The 15,106-nt window shown below is 70.5% G+C and carries 12 protein-coding genes and 1 tRNA gene; 5 read left to right on the top strand and 8 right to left on the bottom strand.

From position 1 onward, the window contains the following. Nucleotides 1-151: 151 nt before the first annotated feature. From L1885_RS11440 to pyk, 4 genes are all read left to right on the top strand, one after another. Nucleotides 152-1,612 carry a pyridoxal phosphate-dependent decarboxylase family protein gene (locus L1885_RS11440; protein ID WP_235796952.1) on the top strand — a complete coding sequence of 487 codons (1,461 nt, stop codon included), beginning with the start codon at nt 152-154 and terminating at the stop codon, nt 1,610-1,612. Continuing rightward, the gene (locus L1885_RS11435; protein ID WP_235796951.1) at nt 1,609-3,294 is read left to right on the top strand and encodes a lysine N(6)-hydroxylase/L-ornithine N(5)-oxygenase family protein; all 1,686 of its coding nucleotides are present in this window, start codon (nt 1,609-1,611) and stop codon (nt 3,292-3,294) included. Before L1885_RS11440 ends, L1885_RS11435 begins: the two co-directional genes overlap by 4 nt. 121 nt (nt 3,295-3,415) lie before the next feature. Further along, nucleotides 3,416-4,318, top strand: a complete 903-nt coding sequence (locus L1885_RS11430) for a hypothetical protein (RefSeq protein WP_235796950.1) — start codon at nt 3,416-3,418, stop codon at nt 4,316-4,318. A 392-nt stretch (nt 4,319-4,710) separates the two neighbouring features. Next, entirely contained in the window at nt 4,711-6,144 is a 1,434-nt protein-coding gene (pyk, locus tag L1885_RS11425) for a pyruvate kinase (RefSeq protein WP_235796949.1), read from the top strand. A gap of 31 nt (nt 6,145-6,175) precedes the next feature. Here pyk and L1885_RS11420 read toward each other — a convergent pair whose 3' ends face one another. Then, on the bottom strand, nt 6,176-6,964 hold the full coding sequence (locus L1885_RS11420; protein WP_235796948.1) for a helix-turn-helix domain-containing protein: 789 nt from the start codon (nt 6,962-6,964) through the stop codon (nt 6,176-6,178). Nucleotides 6,965-7,047: 83 nt separating this feature from the next. Continuing rightward, a tRNA-Leu gene (locus L1885_RS11415) sits at nt 7,048-7,130 on the bottom strand. 92 nt (nt 7,131-7,222) lie between these two features. On the opposite strand from L1885_RS11415, the gene L1885_RS11410 reads away from it, so the two are divergent. Next, a complete protein-coding gene (locus tag L1885_RS11410) occupies nt 7,223-7,867 on the top strand; it encodes an ANTAR domain-containing response regulator (RefSeq protein WP_235796947.1) in 645 nt (214 codons plus the stop codon). A 418-nt stretch (nt 7,868-8,285) separates the two neighbouring features. On the opposite strand, the gene L1885_RS11405 is transcribed toward L1885_RS11410, so the two are convergent. From L1885_RS11405 to L1885_RS11380, 6 genes are all read right to left on the bottom strand, one after another. Continuing rightward, nucleotides 8,286-9,002 carry an ABC transporter ATP-binding protein gene (locus tag L1885_RS11405; protein ID WP_235796946.1) on the bottom strand — a complete coding sequence of 239 codons (717 nt, stop codon included), beginning with the start codon at nt 9,000-9,002 and terminating at the stop codon, nt 8,286-8,288. After that, a complete protein-coding gene (locus tag L1885_RS11400) occupies nt 8,999-9,880 on the bottom strand; it encodes an ABC transporter ATP-binding protein (protein WP_235796945.1) in 882 nt (293 codons plus the stop codon). The genes L1885_RS11405 and L1885_RS11400 overlap by 4 nt, the downstream gene beginning before the upstream one ends. Next, the gene (locus L1885_RS11395) at nt 9,877-11,670 is read right to left on the bottom strand and encodes a branched-chain amino acid ABC transporter permease (RefSeq protein ID WP_235796944.1); all 1,794 of its coding nucleotides are present in this window, start codon (nt 11,668-11,670) and stop codon (nt 9,877-9,879) included. Before L1885_RS11395 ends, L1885_RS11400 begins: the two co-directional genes overlap by 4 nt. A gap of 5 nt (nt 11,671-11,675) precedes the next feature. Next, on the bottom strand, nt 11,676-12,605 hold the full coding sequence (locus L1885_RS11390; protein ID WP_235796943.1) for a branched-chain amino acid ABC transporter permease: 930 nt from the start codon (nt 12,603-12,605) through the stop codon (nt 11,676-11,678). A gap of 174 nt (nt 12,606-12,779) precedes the next feature. Next, the gene (locus L1885_RS11385) at nt 12,780-14,003 is read right to left on the bottom strand and encodes a branched-chain amino acid ABC transporter substrate-binding protein (RefSeq protein WP_235796942.1); all 1,224 of its coding nucleotides are present in this window, start codon (nt 14,001-14,003) and stop codon (nt 12,780-12,782) included. 172 nt (nt 14,004-14,175) lie between these two features. Continuing rightward, on the bottom strand, nt 14,176-14,952 hold the full coding sequence (locus L1885_RS11380) for a hypothetical protein (protein ID WP_235796941.1): 777 nt from the start codon (nt 14,950-14,952) through the stop codon (nt 14,176-14,178). Nucleotides 14,953-15,106 lie beyond the last annotated feature (154 nt).

Below are 15,106 nucleotides of genomic sequence, written 5' to 3'. Positions count from 1 at the left end.
ACCCCCGCCCCCACAGGCGGCGCGCGCCACCACCCGCACCGGGCACCGGTCCGGGCCGAGCCCTCGGAGACGTACAAAACCCGCCAGGGCAATACCCCATCCGGGTGCCGATCGTTGGACACGGCGACGCAGTCCACGCAGAAGGGCCAGGATGACCACGCCGTCGCACCCCCCGACACCCGGTACCGCGCTCCCGCCGCTCGCGGGCGGCACCCACGGTCCCGACGCGCTGCGGCCCCTCGTCGCCACCGTCCTCGACGCCCTCGCCGCCGGAGCCGCCGAACGCCAGGGCCGGCCCCTGCCCGCGGGCGGCCCCGACGCGACCGCGGCCCAGGTCCTGGCCGCGGCCACCCCCGTCCTGCCCGAACAGGGCGCCGGCGCCGGCGAGGCCCTCACCACGCTCGTCCACAGCCTCGCCGCCGGCGCAGCCGACCCCGGACACCCCCTCTGCGCCGCCCACCTGCACACCCCGCCCCTCGCCGTCGCCGTGGCCGCCGACCTCGCCGCCTCCGCCCTCAACCAGTCACTCGACTCCTGGGACCAGGCCCCGGCCGCCGCCGCCCTCGAAGCGCTCGTCACCCGCACCCTCGCCGACGAGGTCTACCGCGGCGCCCCGCCCGGCCACGCGCCCGCCCCCGACGCCCTCGTGACCACCGGCGGCACCGAGTCCAACCAACTGGCCCTCCTCCTCGCCCGCGAACGCCACGCCCGCACCGGCGGCGGCGTCCAGGTCGTCACCGGAGAACACACCCACCACTCCCTCACACGCGCCGCCTGGCTCCTCGGCCTGCCCGAACCCGTCACCGTCCCCGCCCCCGGCGGCACCCTCGACCTCGCCGCCCTCGACGACGCCCTCACCACCCTGCGCGGCCCCCTCCTCGTCGCCGCCACCGCGGGCACCACCGACACCGGCGCCATCGACCCGCTCGCCGCCATCGCCGACCTGTGCGCACGCCACCGCGCCCACTTCCACGTCGACGCCGCCTACGGCGCGCCCCTGCTGTTCAGCGACCGCCGCGCGAACCTCCTCGACGGACTCGCCCGCGCCCACACCGTCACGCTCGACCTGCACAAACTCGGCTGGCAACCGGTCGCCGCGGGACTCCTCGCCGTCCCCGACACCGGGCACCTGGCGCCCCTCGGCCACACCGCCGACTACCTCAACGCCGACGACGACACCGCCGCGGGCCTGCCCGACCTCCTCGGCCGCTCCCTGCGCACCACCAGGCGGCCCGACATCCTCAAGATCGCCGTCACGCTGCGCGCCCTCGGCCGCACCGGACTCGGCGCCCTCGTCGACCACCTCTGCGACGCGGCCGCCGAACTGGCCGAGGCCATCGAGAAACACCCCCGCCTCGAACTGTACGAACGCCCCACCCTCACCACGGTCCTGTTCCGGCCCGTCCACGCGCCCGACACCACCGTCGCCGCGATCCGCCGCACCCTCCTCACCGAGGGCGCCGCCGTCCTCGGTCGGGCCCACGCGGGCGGCCGCCTCTGGCTCAAGACCACCCTCCTCAACCCGCACACCACCCCCGACGACCTCACCGGACTCCTCACCCGCGTGGAGGCACTCGGGGACTCCTTCCCGGAAGGCAGCACACCCCGATGAACGGCACCACACCAGCGCCGCGCCAGCCCGGCATCCCCACCCCCGCCACACCCGCGACGGCCGCCGACAGCCGCGGAAGCGCCCCAGGACACACCTCGACCGCCACCCCCGGGCACACCGACGCCCCCGCGCACGGCGCGTACGACGCGGCCACGAACGGCGCCACCGGAGCGGGCACCGCCCCCGGCCCCGCCGGCAACGGCACGTCCCGCGCCCCCGGCGCCACCACGGGCCCGGACGCCACCGGCCCCGGCCACCGCACCGCCAACGGCGCCACCCCCGCTGGCGGTCAGGCCACCGAGCGCCCCAAGGACCTCGTCGGCATCGGCATCGGCCCCTTCAACCTCTCCCTCGCCGCCCTCGCCGACGGCCTCCCCGCCATCGACACCGCCTTCTACGAGCAGAACCCGGCCTTCACCTGGCACCCCGGCCTCCTCATCGAAGGCGCCACGCTCCAAGTACCCTTCCTCGCCGACCTCGTCACCCTCGCCCAGCCCGCGAGCCCCTGGTCCTTCCTCAGCTACCTCCGCTCCATCGACCGCCTCTACCCCTTCTACTTCTCCGAGCGCTTCCACATCCAGCGCGCGGAATTCGACGCCTACTGCCGCTGGGTTAGCCGGAACCTGCCCACCCTGCACTTCGGCCACCAGGTCGACGCCGTCCGCTGGAACCACGAACGCGCCCTGTTCGAAGTCGACTTCACGCAAGTCGACACCGAAGGCGAAGCCGAGGCACTCGGCCGCACCTACGCCCGCAACATCGCCCTCGGCATCGGCACGGCCCCCCACGTCCCCGAGCCCCTGCGCACCCTCGCGGAGAACCCCACCGTCCCCGTCATCCACTCCTCGGACTACCTCCACCACCGCGAACAGCTCCTGCGCGCCGGACACGTCACCGTCATCGGCTCCGGCCAGTCCGGCGCCGAGGTCTTCCTCGACCTCCTGCGCGCCCGGCCCGCCGGCGCCGAACGCCTCCACTGGCTCACCCGCACCGAGGGCTTCGCGCCCATGGAGTACTCCAAACTCGGCCTCGAACACTTCACCCCCGACTACACCCACTACTTCCACCAGCTGCCCGAACACACCAGGAACGACCTCGTCCCGCGGCAGTGGCAACTCCACAAGGGCATCGACCACGACACCCTCGCCGCCATCCACGACGAGCTCTACCGCCGCACCCTGGACGGAGGATGGCCCGACGCCACCCTCACCCCCGGCGTCCACGTCCGCACCGCCGGACGCATCGCCACCACCCAGGTCGAGCTCCACCTCGAACACACCGACCAGCGCACCCGCTCCCGCCTCACCACCGACGCCGTCGTCCTCGCCACCGGCTACCGCGAACGCCCCGCCGACCGCCTCCTCGCCGGACTCGACGCCTACGTCCGGCGCGACTCCCGCGAACGCCCCCGCGTCGACGCCCACCACCGGCTCGTCCTCGACCGCGCCATCACCGGCTCCGTCTACGTACAGAACGCCCAGACCCACACCCACGGCGTCGGCACCCCCGACCTGGGCCTCGCCGCCTGGCGCAGCGCCTCCATCCTCAACCACCTCACCGGAGGCCCCGCCTACCCCCAACCCGGCCGCACCGCCTTCACCACCTTCGGACTCGCCGAACGCGAACCCCACGGGACGTTCCCCGCCCCGCTCGACCTCGTACCCCTCGTGGAACCCGCCTGACAGCACCCCGCGCCCGGGCCACCGCCACCGGCCCACCCGGCACCGGCAGGTGACGAGTATTCAGCGGCCGTTGGCCCCCGCGTGACGAACCGTTCTCCCATGATCGGTTCGATATCGCCCCATGACCCGTGTGCACCGGAACAACGCCCCCGCCGCCCCTCGCGGCGACCGCCGCCGGCTCCGGCTCGGCATCGTCACCGCGACCGCCGCCCTCGCCGTCTCCGTGGCCGTCCCCGCCCACGCCGCCGACAACGCGGACCCCGGCTTCCAGGTCAAACTGCTCGTCGACCCCACGAAGACCCTCGGCGCGGGAGGCACCCCCCTCGCCACCGCCGACACCGCCTTCGGCCTCGGCAAGGCGTCCGGCGTCGAAGCCGCCGAATACCTCGACTCCACCAGCCGCCAGCTGCAGAACCAGGGCTGGAGCGTCCGCGTCCGCCACGACGACAACGACGACGAGGTCAAGGAGACCTACAAGAAGCGCTACGCCATCGCGGGCGACGGCACCGACGCCGACGCCCTCGACGACGCCCTCGACCAGGCCGCCGACGACTCCTTCGACGCCGACGAGGAGGACTACGAGGCCCAGGTCGACCTGAGCTACAACCAGGCCACCCTCGACTTCTCAGACGACAAGAAGGCCGACGCCAAGGGCCTGGGCAGCGGAAAGCTCCCCAGCGCCGCCGACGCGCGCGACGACGTCGTGGACGACCTGCCCGGCAAGCTCGACGACCTCGGCTCCAAGGACTTCGCCGCGAACATCCTCGCCGCCGCCCACATCTACGGGCCCGTCGTCCAGACGAACTACCCCGGCACCCTCGCCGGACACACCGTCGAACTGCAGATCACACCGATGCACGGCGCCCCCGGCGGCAGCGGCTACTGGGCCGAGATCAGCGCCGACGCCAAGAGCCTCCCCGCGGCGGTCGACCTCCGCGACGACATCGTCGACGCGCTCAACTCCCGCGGCTGGCTCATCCCGCAGAACGCGTTCAAGACCGAGCAGATCCTCGCCACGTACTGAGCATCTGCTGCCTGCTGCCTGCTGCCTGCTGCCTGCTGCCTGCTCCCCGCTCCCCGCTGCCCCGGCCGACGGCCGAACCTTGTCGACCGGGGCAGCGGGCCCACCGCCGTGTCCGGCCGGCGACCCCGCAGCCGTGTCCGGCCGCTCACCGCTCCCCGCCTCCGTCGGTCCCCGCCGAAGAGCCCACCACGGGGGCACACGGGACAACGCCGGGGGCCCGTCGCACCGCACACCCGCATCTCGACGCAGAGTGACGAAGAACGCCCGCCCGACGCTCATCGGAGCGCCCTCCCGCACACACCAGCACCTATCAACAACCCTTCACGCAAAGGTTGTTGACCGGCCATGCGACCCCAATTCCTTACCAGTGGGTAAGGTCTACGCTCGGTCGTATGCGCCGAGCGAAAATCGTTTGTACCCTGGGCCCCGCCACCGATTCCTACGACCAGATCAAAGCCCTGGTCGAAGCCGGAATGGACATCGCGCGCCTCAACCTCAGCCACGGCACCTACGCCGAACACGAGGACCGCTTCCAGCGCGTACGCAAGGCCGCCGACGAAGCCGGCCGCAGCGTCGGAATCCTCGTCGACCTTCAAGGCCCGAAGATCCGACTCGGCCGCTTCCGTGAAGGCCCGGTACTGCTTGAACGCGGCGACACGTTCACCATCACCGTCGAACCCTGCGACGGCGACCGGCACACCTGCTCCACCACCCACCAGGGGCTCACCGCCGACGTCACGGCGGGTGAGCGGATCCTCGTCGACGACGGAAAAGTCACCCTCGAAGTGACCGCCGTCGACGGCCCCCGCGTCCACACCACCGTCGTCGAAGGCGGCATGGTCTCCGACCACAAGGGCCTCAACCTCCCCGGCGTCTCCGTCTCCGTCCCCGCCCTCTCCGGCAAGGACGTCGACGACCTGCGCTGGGCCCTGCGCGCCGGCGCCGACGCCATCGCGCTCTCCTTCGTCCGCACCGCCCACGACATCGAACCCGTCCACCGGATCATGGACGAAGAGGGCGTCCGGCTCCCCGTCGTCGCCAAGGTCGAAAAACCGCAGGCCGTCGACAACATCGACGACATCGTCGCCGCGTTCGACGGCGTCATGGTGGCCCGCGGCGACCTCGGCGTCGAAATGCCGCTGGAACAGGTCCCCGTCGTCCAAAAACGCGCCATCAAACTCAGCAGGCGCAACGCCAAGCCGGTCATCGTCGCCACGCAGATGCTCGAGTCCATGATCGACAACCCGCGCCCCACCCGCGCCGAGGCCTCCGACGTCGCCAACGCCGTCATCGACGGCACCGACGCCGTCATGCTCTCCGGCGAGACCAGCGTCGGGACACACGCCGTCGACACCGTCCGCACCATGGCACGCATCGTCGAGGCGGCCGAGGCCGAGGTCCTCGCCAAGGGGCTGCCGCCCCTCACGGCGAGCACCAAGCCCCGCACCCAGGGAGGCGCCGTCGCCCGCGCCGCCGCCGAGATGGGCGACTTCCTCGGCGCCAAGTTCCTCGTCGCCTTCACCCAGTCCGGCGACACCGTCAAGCGCCTCTCCCGCTACCGCTCGCCCATCCCCCTCCTCGCCTTCACCCCCGACCCCGCCACCCAGGCGCAGCTCAACATGGTCTGGGGCGTCGAGACGTTCCTCGGCCCGTACGTCGACACCACCGACGCGATGGTCGAGCAGGTCGACGAGATGCTGCTGAAGCTGGGCCGCTGCGAGCGCGGCGACATCGTCGTCATCACCGCGGGCAGCCCGCCCGGCGTCGCCGGCACGACGAACCTGGTGCGCGTCCACCACGTCGGCGAGGACGACAGCCCCAAGTAGCGGCGCCAAGTGGCAGCGGCGGAGCGGAAGTTCACCACTTGGGCCCCACGTGGGCGTCCATCAGCGCGACGGATGCCCGCCGGGCGACGGATATGTTCTGGACGCTGCGGCTGTTGTTGCAGGACTTCCATTCGACGCCGACGCAGTCGAGTGCGTCGGTGTAGACGCGCCTGATGTCCCCGGAGAGGTTGGAGAAGAAGTAGCGGGGGTATTCATAGCGCTTGCGGACGCCGCCGATCACTTTCTCGGTCCAGTTGGTGATCCGGCATCCGTCGGAGTGCAGTAGTCCACGGATGAGTTCCCAGGGGTGAGCGTCCACGATCAGCTGCTGCCACTCCTCCAGGGCGATACGGCGCTCGTGCTTCTTGCCGGGCCCGTGCTGTGGAAAGAGGCATGGCAGGTGCTTTGAGTACACCTTGACGTCGGTGCACCCTTTTCGTCTCACCCGGCAGGTGGCGTTGTCGGGTAAGACCGCGTGCATGGCTGCCTCGCATGCGTCCAGCAGCCCGGGCCAGTCGTCGCAGCACGTGACTGCCAGACTGTGGGCCCGGTGCTTCACGTAGTGGCTGATGTGGCCGTCTCCCAAATACAACCCGAGAAGATAGGCGTACGCCCGCTCGTCCAAGGGGCGACCGTCGCAGCGGGGGCAGAGCGCACCTCCTCTGCCGGGGCATTCACCGCGCTTGGACCGGTCCGCGTGGAGCCACCAGCTGACCGTTCCGAGGGGAACCCCCAGGCGCCGGGCCACCTCGGAGTTCTTGACTCCATCGCGGAGCAGCGTCAGGGCTGTCTGTCGCACGTCTGTGCTGTGAGCGTTCATGTGAACACTATGAGTCACCAAAGGTCGCTCTGGGTAGCAAAAAAGCGGAAGTTCACGAGAAGGTGAACATCCGCTTTCCGCTGTACCGGGTGCGGGATTCGAACCCGCAAGCCCTTTCGGGCAGAAGTGTTTGAGACTTCCGTGTATACCCTTCCACCAACCCGGCTCCAGTGCTCCGCAGTGTACCGGGTGACCGTCCGAGCCCGCAGCTAGGTAGGCTCGTGGGAGCAGTGCCCCGCCGTGAATCGAGGAGCCCCCGTGACCACCCCCGACTCGCCCCAGCCCGTCGAGGACGACGACACGTCGCACGTTCCGCCCATGACGACGCGCGTCGTCATCGCGGAGGACGAGGCGCTGATCCGTCTCGACCTCAAAGAGATGCTGGAGGAGGAGGGCTACTCGGTCGTCGGCGAGGCCGGGGACGGCGAGCGGGCCGTGGAGCTCGCGCGGGAGCACCGTCCGGACCTCGTGATCCTGGACGTGAAGATGCCCGTGCTGGACGGCATCTCCGCCGCGGAGCGGATCGCCGCGGAGTCGATCGCGCCGGTGCTGATGCTGACGGCGTTCTCGCAGCGCGACCTGGTGGAGCGGGCGCGCGACGCGGGTGCGATGGCGTATCTGGTGAAGCCGTTCAGCAAGTCGGACGTGGTGCCTGCGATCGAGATGGCGGTGTCACGGTTCACGGAGCTGCGGGCGCTGGAGCGCGAGGTCGCGGACCTGACGCAGCGCCTGGAGACGCGGAAGCTGGTGGACCGGGCGAAGTCGGTGCTGCAGACGCAGTACGGCCTGTCGGAGCCGGCGGCGTTCCGGTGGATCCAGAAGACGTCGATGGATCGCCGCCTGTCGATGCAGCAGGTCGCCGAGGCGGTCATCCAGGACGCCGAGGAGAAGAAGGGCAAGTAGGGGAGCAGAGAAGCGGGGCGAGCAGGCCGGGCAGCGTCGCTCCGGCCGCCGGACCGTCGGCGGGCAGAGCCCCGGCGGCCGGTGCGCCCGTTACGCGAGGAGGCCCGCCCCGGAGTCGTGTCCGGGGCGGGCCTCCTCGCTGTGTCCGCCCGCTGTCGCCGGCGATCGGAGACCGGAAGCCGGCCCTCGCGCGTGGCACCGGCACAGGTGACCGGCCCCGGCGATCGGAAGCCGGCCTCCCGCGCGTGGCACCGGCGACCGGCACCGGCCGCCGGCGCCGAACGGCCGTCCCACGTGCCGAACGGCCGTCCCACGCGCCGCGCCGACAGCCCACGCGCCGAACCGCCGTCCCACGCGCCGAACCGCCGTCCCGCGTCCGCACCGGCGCCCGGCGGACGCCGGTGCGGACGCGGGACGGTCAGTCCTCGCCCAGGTAGGCCTTGCGCACGGACTCGTCGTGGAGGAGGTCCTGGCCGCTGCCGGACAGGACGATGTTGCCGATCTCCATGACGTGTCCCTGGTCGGCGAGCGAGAGCGCCGCCTGGGCGTTCTGTTCGACGAGCAGGATGGTGGTGCCGCCGGCCTTGAGTTCGGCGATGGTCGCCATGATCTTCTGCATCATGATCGGGCTGAGCCCCATGGAGGGCTCGTCGAGCATGAGCAGCTTGGGCTGGGACATGAGGGCGCGGCCCATGGCGAGCATCTGCTGCTCGCCGCCGGAGAGGGTGCCCGCGGCCTGCTTGCGGCGTTCCCCGAGGATGGGGAAGAGGTCGTAGGCGCGCTGGACGTCCTTGTCGATGCCTGCCTTGTCGGTGCGCAGGAACGCGCCGAGGAGGAGGTTCTCCGCGATGGTGAGGCGGGGGAAGATGTGCCGGCCCTCGGGGGAGTGGGCGAGCCCGAGCGCGACGATCTTGTGCGCGGGGACGCCGCTGAGGGGCTGGCCGTCGAAGGTGATGCGGCCGCCGGACGGCTTGAGCAGCCCGGAGAGGGTGCGCAGGGTCGTGGTCTTGCCGGCGCCGTTGGTGCCGATGAGCGTGACGACCTGGCCTGCTTCGACGCTGAAGCTGATGCCCTTGACGGCTTCGATCTTGCCGTAGGCGACTTTGAGGTCCTCGACCTCCAGGAGTGCGGTCACTGGTGGTCTCCGTCGGTGGCTTCGGTCTCGGCGGGGATGCCTTCGGCGGCGGTGCCTTCGTCGGGGGCGCCTTCGTAGGGCGTGCCGAGGTAGGCGGCGACGACGCGTTCGTCGGCCTGGACGACCTCGGGGGTGCCTTCGACGAGTTTCTCGCCCTGGACGAGGCAGGCGACGCGGTCGCAGAGGTTGAAGATGAACCGCATGTCGTGCTCGATGACGAGGACGGCGATGCCCTGGTCGCGGACGGCGAAGACGAGTTCCTCGGTGGCGCGGGTCTCCTGCGGGTTCATGCCGGCGGTGGGCTCGTCGAGGAGCAGGAGGCCGGGGTCGCTGGCGAGGGCGCGGGCGATTTCGAGCTTGCGCTGTTCGCCGTAGGGGAGGTTGCGGGCGAGGTGGTCGGCCTTGTGCTGGAGGCCGGTGAATTCGAGGAGTTCCATGGCGCGGGCGCGGGAGGCGGCTTCGGCGTTGCGGAAGCCGGGGCCGCGCAGGATCGCGGACCAGAGGCCCTCTTTGGTGCGGGTGTGGCGTCCGATGAGGACGTTCTCGAGGACGGTCATGTTGGCGAAGAGGCGGATGTTCTGGAAGGTGCGGGCGATGCCCGCTTTGGTGACGAGGTGGGGTTTGGGCGGCAGGACGGTGCCCCGGTAGGTGACCTTGCCCTCGGTGGGGACGTAGAGGCCGGTGAGGCAGTTGAAGAAGGTGGTCTTGCCTGCGCCGTTGGGGCCGATGAGTCCGACGATCTCGCCGCTGTTGACGGTGAGGTCGACGGAGCGCACGGCGGTGAGGCCGCCGAAGCGCATGGTGACGTCGGTGGCCTGGAGGACGGTGGTGGGCGGGGCGTCGGGGGTGGCGGTGGCGGTGTCGCTCATGGTGGTCATGCCTCCGCCTTCGTGGCGCCGACGGTGCCCGGGGGGAGCCCGTCTTCGGGTACGTCGAGTTGGCCGGTCTCGTGGAATTCGAGCTGGCGGCGGCGGTTGGGGATGATGCCTTCGGGGCGGAAGCGCATGAGGAGGATGAGCGCGATGCCGAAGGCCAGGAGTTCGTAGTTCTGGAGGAAGCCGAGCTTCTCGGGGATGAGGTAGAGGAGGACGGCGCCGAGGATGGGTCCGCCGACGGTGCCCATGCCGCCGAGGACGACGGCGGCGAGGAGGAACGCGGAGTTGGGCGGGGCGGCGCCGGCGAACTGGTACGGCGTCGGCACGACGCTGTAGGTGACGTGGGCGCTGACGGTGCCGGCGAGTCCGGCGAGGGTGGCGCCGAGGGCGAAGGCGATGAGTTTGACGCGGAAGCCGTTGATGCCCATGGCGGTGGCGGCGGTCTCGTCCTCGCGGATGGCGACCCAGGAGCGTCCGATGCGGGAGTCCGCGGCGCGTTTGAAGACGAACACGACGATCGCGGTGAACAGCAGCATCAGGAAGAAGTAGTTGGCGAAGCGGCCGATGGTGAAGCCGCCGATGTCGTGGCCTTCTCCGAAGTTGAACCCGAAGAGCTTGAGGTCGGGGATGTTGGAGATGCCGTTGGGGCCGTTGGTGACGTCGGGTCCCGAGCTGCCGTCGAGGTTGTTGACGGCGATGCGGAAGATCTCGCCGAAGCCGAGGGTGACGATGGCGAGGTAGTCGCCGCGCAGGCGCAGGGTGGGTGCGCCGATGAGGACGCCGAAGACGAGGGAGGCGGCCATGCCGGTGAGGGCGGCGGCCCAGAAGGGGAACTGGATGTGGATGCTGGAGTACTGGCTGCCGGAGACGAGGGCGGCGGCGTAGGCGCCGACGCCGAGGAAGGCGACGTAGCCGAGGTCGAGGAGGCCGGTGAGGCCGACGACGATGTTGAGGCCGAGGGCGACGGTTCCGAAGATGAGGATGTTGACGCCGAGGTTGGCGTTGTGGTCGTCGCTCTGGGTGAAGGGGAAGGCCACGGCGGCGAGGAAGGCCATGCCGGTGGCGAATCCCTGGTGGCGGGCGTTGAGTTCGGAGAACCGCTCGAAGAGTCCGGCCGCGTTGAGGGCCCAGGCGGCGAAGACGACGAGGAGGGCGAAGCCGATGAAGGTTTCGCTGTCGTCGTCGTTGATGCCGATGCCGTAGCTGAAGGCGAGGAGGGCGAGGGCGGCGCAGAGGGTGATGAGGAGGCGCTGGAGCCAGGGTGCGGGGAGGGCGGCGCGCGGGAGGTGGTCGGGCTTGCCGAAGTAGCCGCGCAGGCGGCCTTCCGCGTGGGGGAGTCCGAGGGCTCCGAGGAGGGCCAGCAGTCCGCCGACGACGGCGACGTAGGCGCCGGGGTCGAGGTTGACGAGCCCGCCGAGGTCGACGGCGATCGCGAGGGCCGCGAACCAGGTGACGACGAACGCGGAGAGCGCGGCGAGGAAGACGGGGTTGGTGGCGCGGGCGGGGTTGAGCCAGGCGAGGCCGCGGACGTGCTTGCGGGAGAGCCCGAACAGGACGGTGAGGACGCCGCCGACGATGGCAATGATCTGCAGGCCCGCGGGGTAGCCGTAGACGGTGAGGTCGCCGGGGAAGTCGCTGGTCCAGGTCCAGGACATGAACGCGGAGACGACGGTGGCGAGGCCGCCGAGGAGGACGAGTGCGTCGGCGGCGGTCTCGGGCAGCGGCAGGACGCCGGGGCCGGGTCCTTCGGCGGCGGGTGCGGGTGTGTTTCCGGTGGTGGCTGTGGTGGTCATGGTTGTCACGCCCTGTCCGCGACGCGTTCGCCGAGGAGTCCTTGTGGTCTCAGCAGGAGTACGAGGATGAGCAGGATGAAGGCCCACACGGATGCCCAGGCCTGGCCGCCGAACTGTTCCATGCCGGGGATGTTGGAGATGTAGGCGGTGGCCATGGCTTCGGCGAGGCCGAGGACGACGCCGCCGAGCATGGCGCCGTAGATGTTGCCGATGCCGCCGAGGACGGCCGCGGTGAAGGCCTTGAGTCCGGCCTGGAAGCCCATGGAGTAGTCGACGTTGCCGTATTTGAAGCCGTAGGAGACGCCGGCGACGGCGGCGAAGAGGCCGCCGATGGCGAACGCGATCACGATGATGCGGTCGGTGTTGATGCCCATGAGCCGCGCGGTGTCGGGGTCCTGGGCGGTGGCCTGCATGGCGCGGCCGGTGCGGGAGGTGCGGACGAAGAACGCGAGTCCGGTCATGCAGACGGCGCCAGCGGCGATGAGGAAGATGTCACCGCTCTGGATGCTGATGGAGCCCAGGTGGTAGGGGCCGAAGGGGAGTTGCGGGAAGGAGCGGTTGGACTTCGCGTTGGGGTAGAGGTTGAAGACGATCTGCTGCAGGGCCAGGGACAGGCCGATGGCGGTGATGAGTGGCGCGAGCCGTGGTGCTCCGCGCAGGGGGCGGTAGGCGAAGCGTTCCGCCCCGACGGCGATGAGGACGGAGACGATGGCTCCGCCGATCAGCATGAGGGGGACGGCCATCCACATGGATGTGCCCTTGGGGAGCCAGAGCCAGACGGTGAGTGCTCCGAACCCCCCGGTCATGAATATCTCGCCGTGGGCGAAGTTGATGAGCTGGACGATGCCGTACACCATCGTGTAGCCGATGGCGATCAGCCCGTACATCGAGCCGAGGAACAGCCCGTTGGCCAGCTGCTGCGGCAGGGTGTTCACCGCATGGCCTCCATGGGTCAAGTGGGTGGTGTGGCGGGCGGGCCCGGCGCGCGGGTGGCGCGGGCGGGCGGGTGTGGGGTCCGGGTGCGCCCGGTACCGCCGTGTGGCGGTACCGGGCGCCCGGTGTGTGCTGTGTGCGTTGTGTCGCGTGCGGTGCGGGTGGTGCCGCGCCGGTCAGCCGTTGAACGTGCCGCTCTTGACGGCCTTCCACTTGCCGTTGGTGACCTGGTACACCGTCAGCTGCTTGTTGGTGGTGTCGCCGTACTGGTCGAACTTGACGGGGCCTGCGATGCCCTGGAAGTCGCTGGCCTGGACGGCGGCGATGAGCTGCTGGCGGGCGTCGGAGGGCAGCTTGCCGTCCTTGGCGATCTTGCCGACGGCGTTGATGATCGCCGTGGCGGCGTCGAAGGAGTAGCCGCCGTAGGTGCTGTAGTCGCCGGGGTAGCCCTTGGACTTGTAGGTGCTGATGAAGTCCTTGGCGGCGGGCTCGGTGTCGAGGGGCGCGCCGACGGAGGTGGCGAGGTCGCCCTCGGCCTCCTTGCCCGCGGTCTTGATGTACGTGTCGGAGAACATGCCGTCGCCGCCCATGAGCGGGATCTTGGCGCCGACGTCCTTGAGCTGCTTGGTGATCAGCTGGGACTCGTCGTACTGGCCGCCGTAGTAGAGGATGTCGGCGCCGGAGTTCTTGATCTTGGTGACGAGGGTGGAGAAGTCCTTGTCACCGGTGTTGACGTGGTCCTCGCCGATGACCTTGCCGCCGTCCTTGACGAAGTTCTGCTTGAAGAGCTTCGCGAGGCCGGAGCCGTAGGTCTGCTTGTCGTCGACGACGAAGGCCTTCTTCTTCTTGAGCGTGTCGCTCGCGTACTGGGCCGCGAAGCCGCCCTGGAGGGCGTCGGTGGTCGCGGTGCGGAAGTACGTCTTGAAGGGGCGGGCCTTGGTGCCGGTCTGCCAGTCCTTGCCCTGGGTCAGCTCGGGCGCCGTGTTGGCGGGCGAGATCTCGACCATGTTGGCGCTGGAGAAGACCTGCTGCATGTTGGTGGCCACACCGGAGTTGAGCGGTCCGACGGTGGCGATGACGCTCTTGTCGGCGACGAGCTGGGTGGCGTTGAGCTGGCCGGTGGCCGGCAGCGCCTTGTCGTCGAGGGCCTTCACCTTGAAGGTGACGCCGGGCACGGTCTTCTTGGCGTTGGCCTGGTCGGCGGCTATCTGCACGCCGTACTGCAGGCCGAGGCCGGTGGCGGAGTTCTGGCCGGTGAGGGGCGCGTCGACGCCGATGGTGACCGTGGTGTTGCCGCTGCCGCCGGAACTGCCGCCGGAACCCTTGTCCTTGTTGTCGCGCGACCCGCAGGCGGTGAGGGTGAGTGCTCCGGTGGTGAGCACCGCGGTGAGTATGAGCATGGAAGAACGCTGTCGCACGGTAAATCCTCTCCCTGGCTCGGCATCCTCTGGCGAGGGGCCGGGTTTTCGCCGGGTCGAACGGGTTTGGTGCCGGAGGTTCATGACGCGCCCGGCAGCGCGGTAACTGGCCGTGACTCTAAGCGAGATGGGACACCTCGGGCGCCCGGCGCGCTCATGCTGTGACTTTCTTGTTATGACGCGGCGGAGGGGATGGGTGCACAGGGAGGGCAGATCGGGCGTTTCCGTACGGTGGCGCTGTGTTCACATGATGAGAACGCCCAGTTCCGATAAGGGGCTTGGGTGGATCTTGGTACTGACGCGCGCAGATGGTCGTCAGGGCGTCCCCGATGCCGGTGGCGTAGGCGCGGTTCAGTACTTCGGTGTGCTTCCGTATTGCATCCTCATTACGCAGTGTTACGTCGAGGAAAGGCAGTCGGACATCGAGGGGGGTGGCGGCGCAGTCCTCGACGGTGATCGTCAACGTGACGTCGCGGGGCCGGTGTTCGGACACGGTGAAGGGCGTGGGCGGGTCGCTGCGGGTGGTGAGCGCGGTGAAGGGGTGCCGGATGCCCTGGACGGTGACGGGTGCTCCCGGCGCGGCGGTGACACGGATGCGGAGTGTGAAGCTCCGGTCGGCGGGGTCGGCCGGCACGGTGAGGCCGCGATAGGTCACGGCGGTGATCGCGGCCGGCCCCGGCCCACGGTCACGGGTGGAACGGTGCTGGCTCGCAAGGGCGTTGGCGATGGCCGCCAGGGTGAGGGCGAGGACGCCCGTGCCGAGTGCGGCGCGGCGGAGTGTGCGCAGGTGGCGCCGTGCGTGGTGGTGTGCGTCTTCGGCGGCGTCGCCGGGGGAGCCGTCCCCCTCGGGGCCGTCCGCGTCCGCGGGCCGGTCGTGCGGCGGGGCCGGTTCGTCGGCGGGGCCGTCCTCCACGGGGCCGATGGCGCTCACGCGGGACGCCGGCGGGCGGAGGAGGGCGCGAGGCTCCCGGGCGGCCCGGGGTGCCGTGCCGGCCGCGGCGGCGGGGGTGAGGGGTGCGACGTGGTCGCCATGGGCGAACCGTAGGCGGTCACCTTCGGTGACACAACAGGCGGAACGGGAACGG

The organism is Streptomyces fuscigenes, from assembly GCF_021556455.1.
Taxonomy (GTDB): domain Bacteria; phylum Actinomycetota; class Actinomycetes; order Streptomycetales; family Streptomycetaceae; genus Streptomyces; species Streptomyces fuscigenes.
The sequence above is the reverse complement of the archived record's forward strand: the minus strand, read 5'-3'. Positions and strand labels throughout refer to the sequence as shown.

Excerpts from the sequence above, each read along its gene's own strand:
- L1885_RS11440 (WP_235796952.1), top strand. The coding sequence starts at position 152 with ATGACCACGCCGTCGCACCCCCCGACACCCGGTACCGCGCTCCCGCCG.
- L1885_RS11435 (WP_235796951.1), top strand. The coding sequence starts at position 1,609 with ATGAACGGCACCACACCAGCGCCGCGCCAGCCCGGCATCCCCACCCCC.
- L1885_RS11430 (WP_235796950.1), top strand. The coding sequence starts at position 3,416 with ATGACCCGTGTGCACCGGAACAACGCCCCCGCCGCCCCTCGCGGCGAC.
- pyk (WP_235796949.1), top strand. The coding sequence starts at position 4,711 with ATGCGCCGAGCGAAAATCGTTTGTACCCTGGGCCCCGCCACCGATTCC.
- L1885_RS11420 (WP_235796948.1), bottom strand. The coding sequence starts at position 6,964 with ATGAACGCTCACAGCACAGACGTGCGACAGACAGCCCTGACGCTGCTC.
- L1885_RS11400 (WP_235796945.1), bottom strand. The coding sequence starts at position 9,880 with ATGACCACCATGAGCGACACCGCCACCGCCACCCCCGACGCCCCGCCC.
- L1885_RS11395 (WP_235796944.1), bottom strand. The coding sequence starts at position 11,670 with ATGACCACCACAGCCACCACCGGAAACACACCCGCACCCGCCGCCGAA.
- L1885_RS11385 (WP_235796942.1), bottom strand. The coding sequence starts at position 14,003 with ATGCTCATACTCACCGCGGTGCTCACCACCGGAGCACTCACCCTCACC.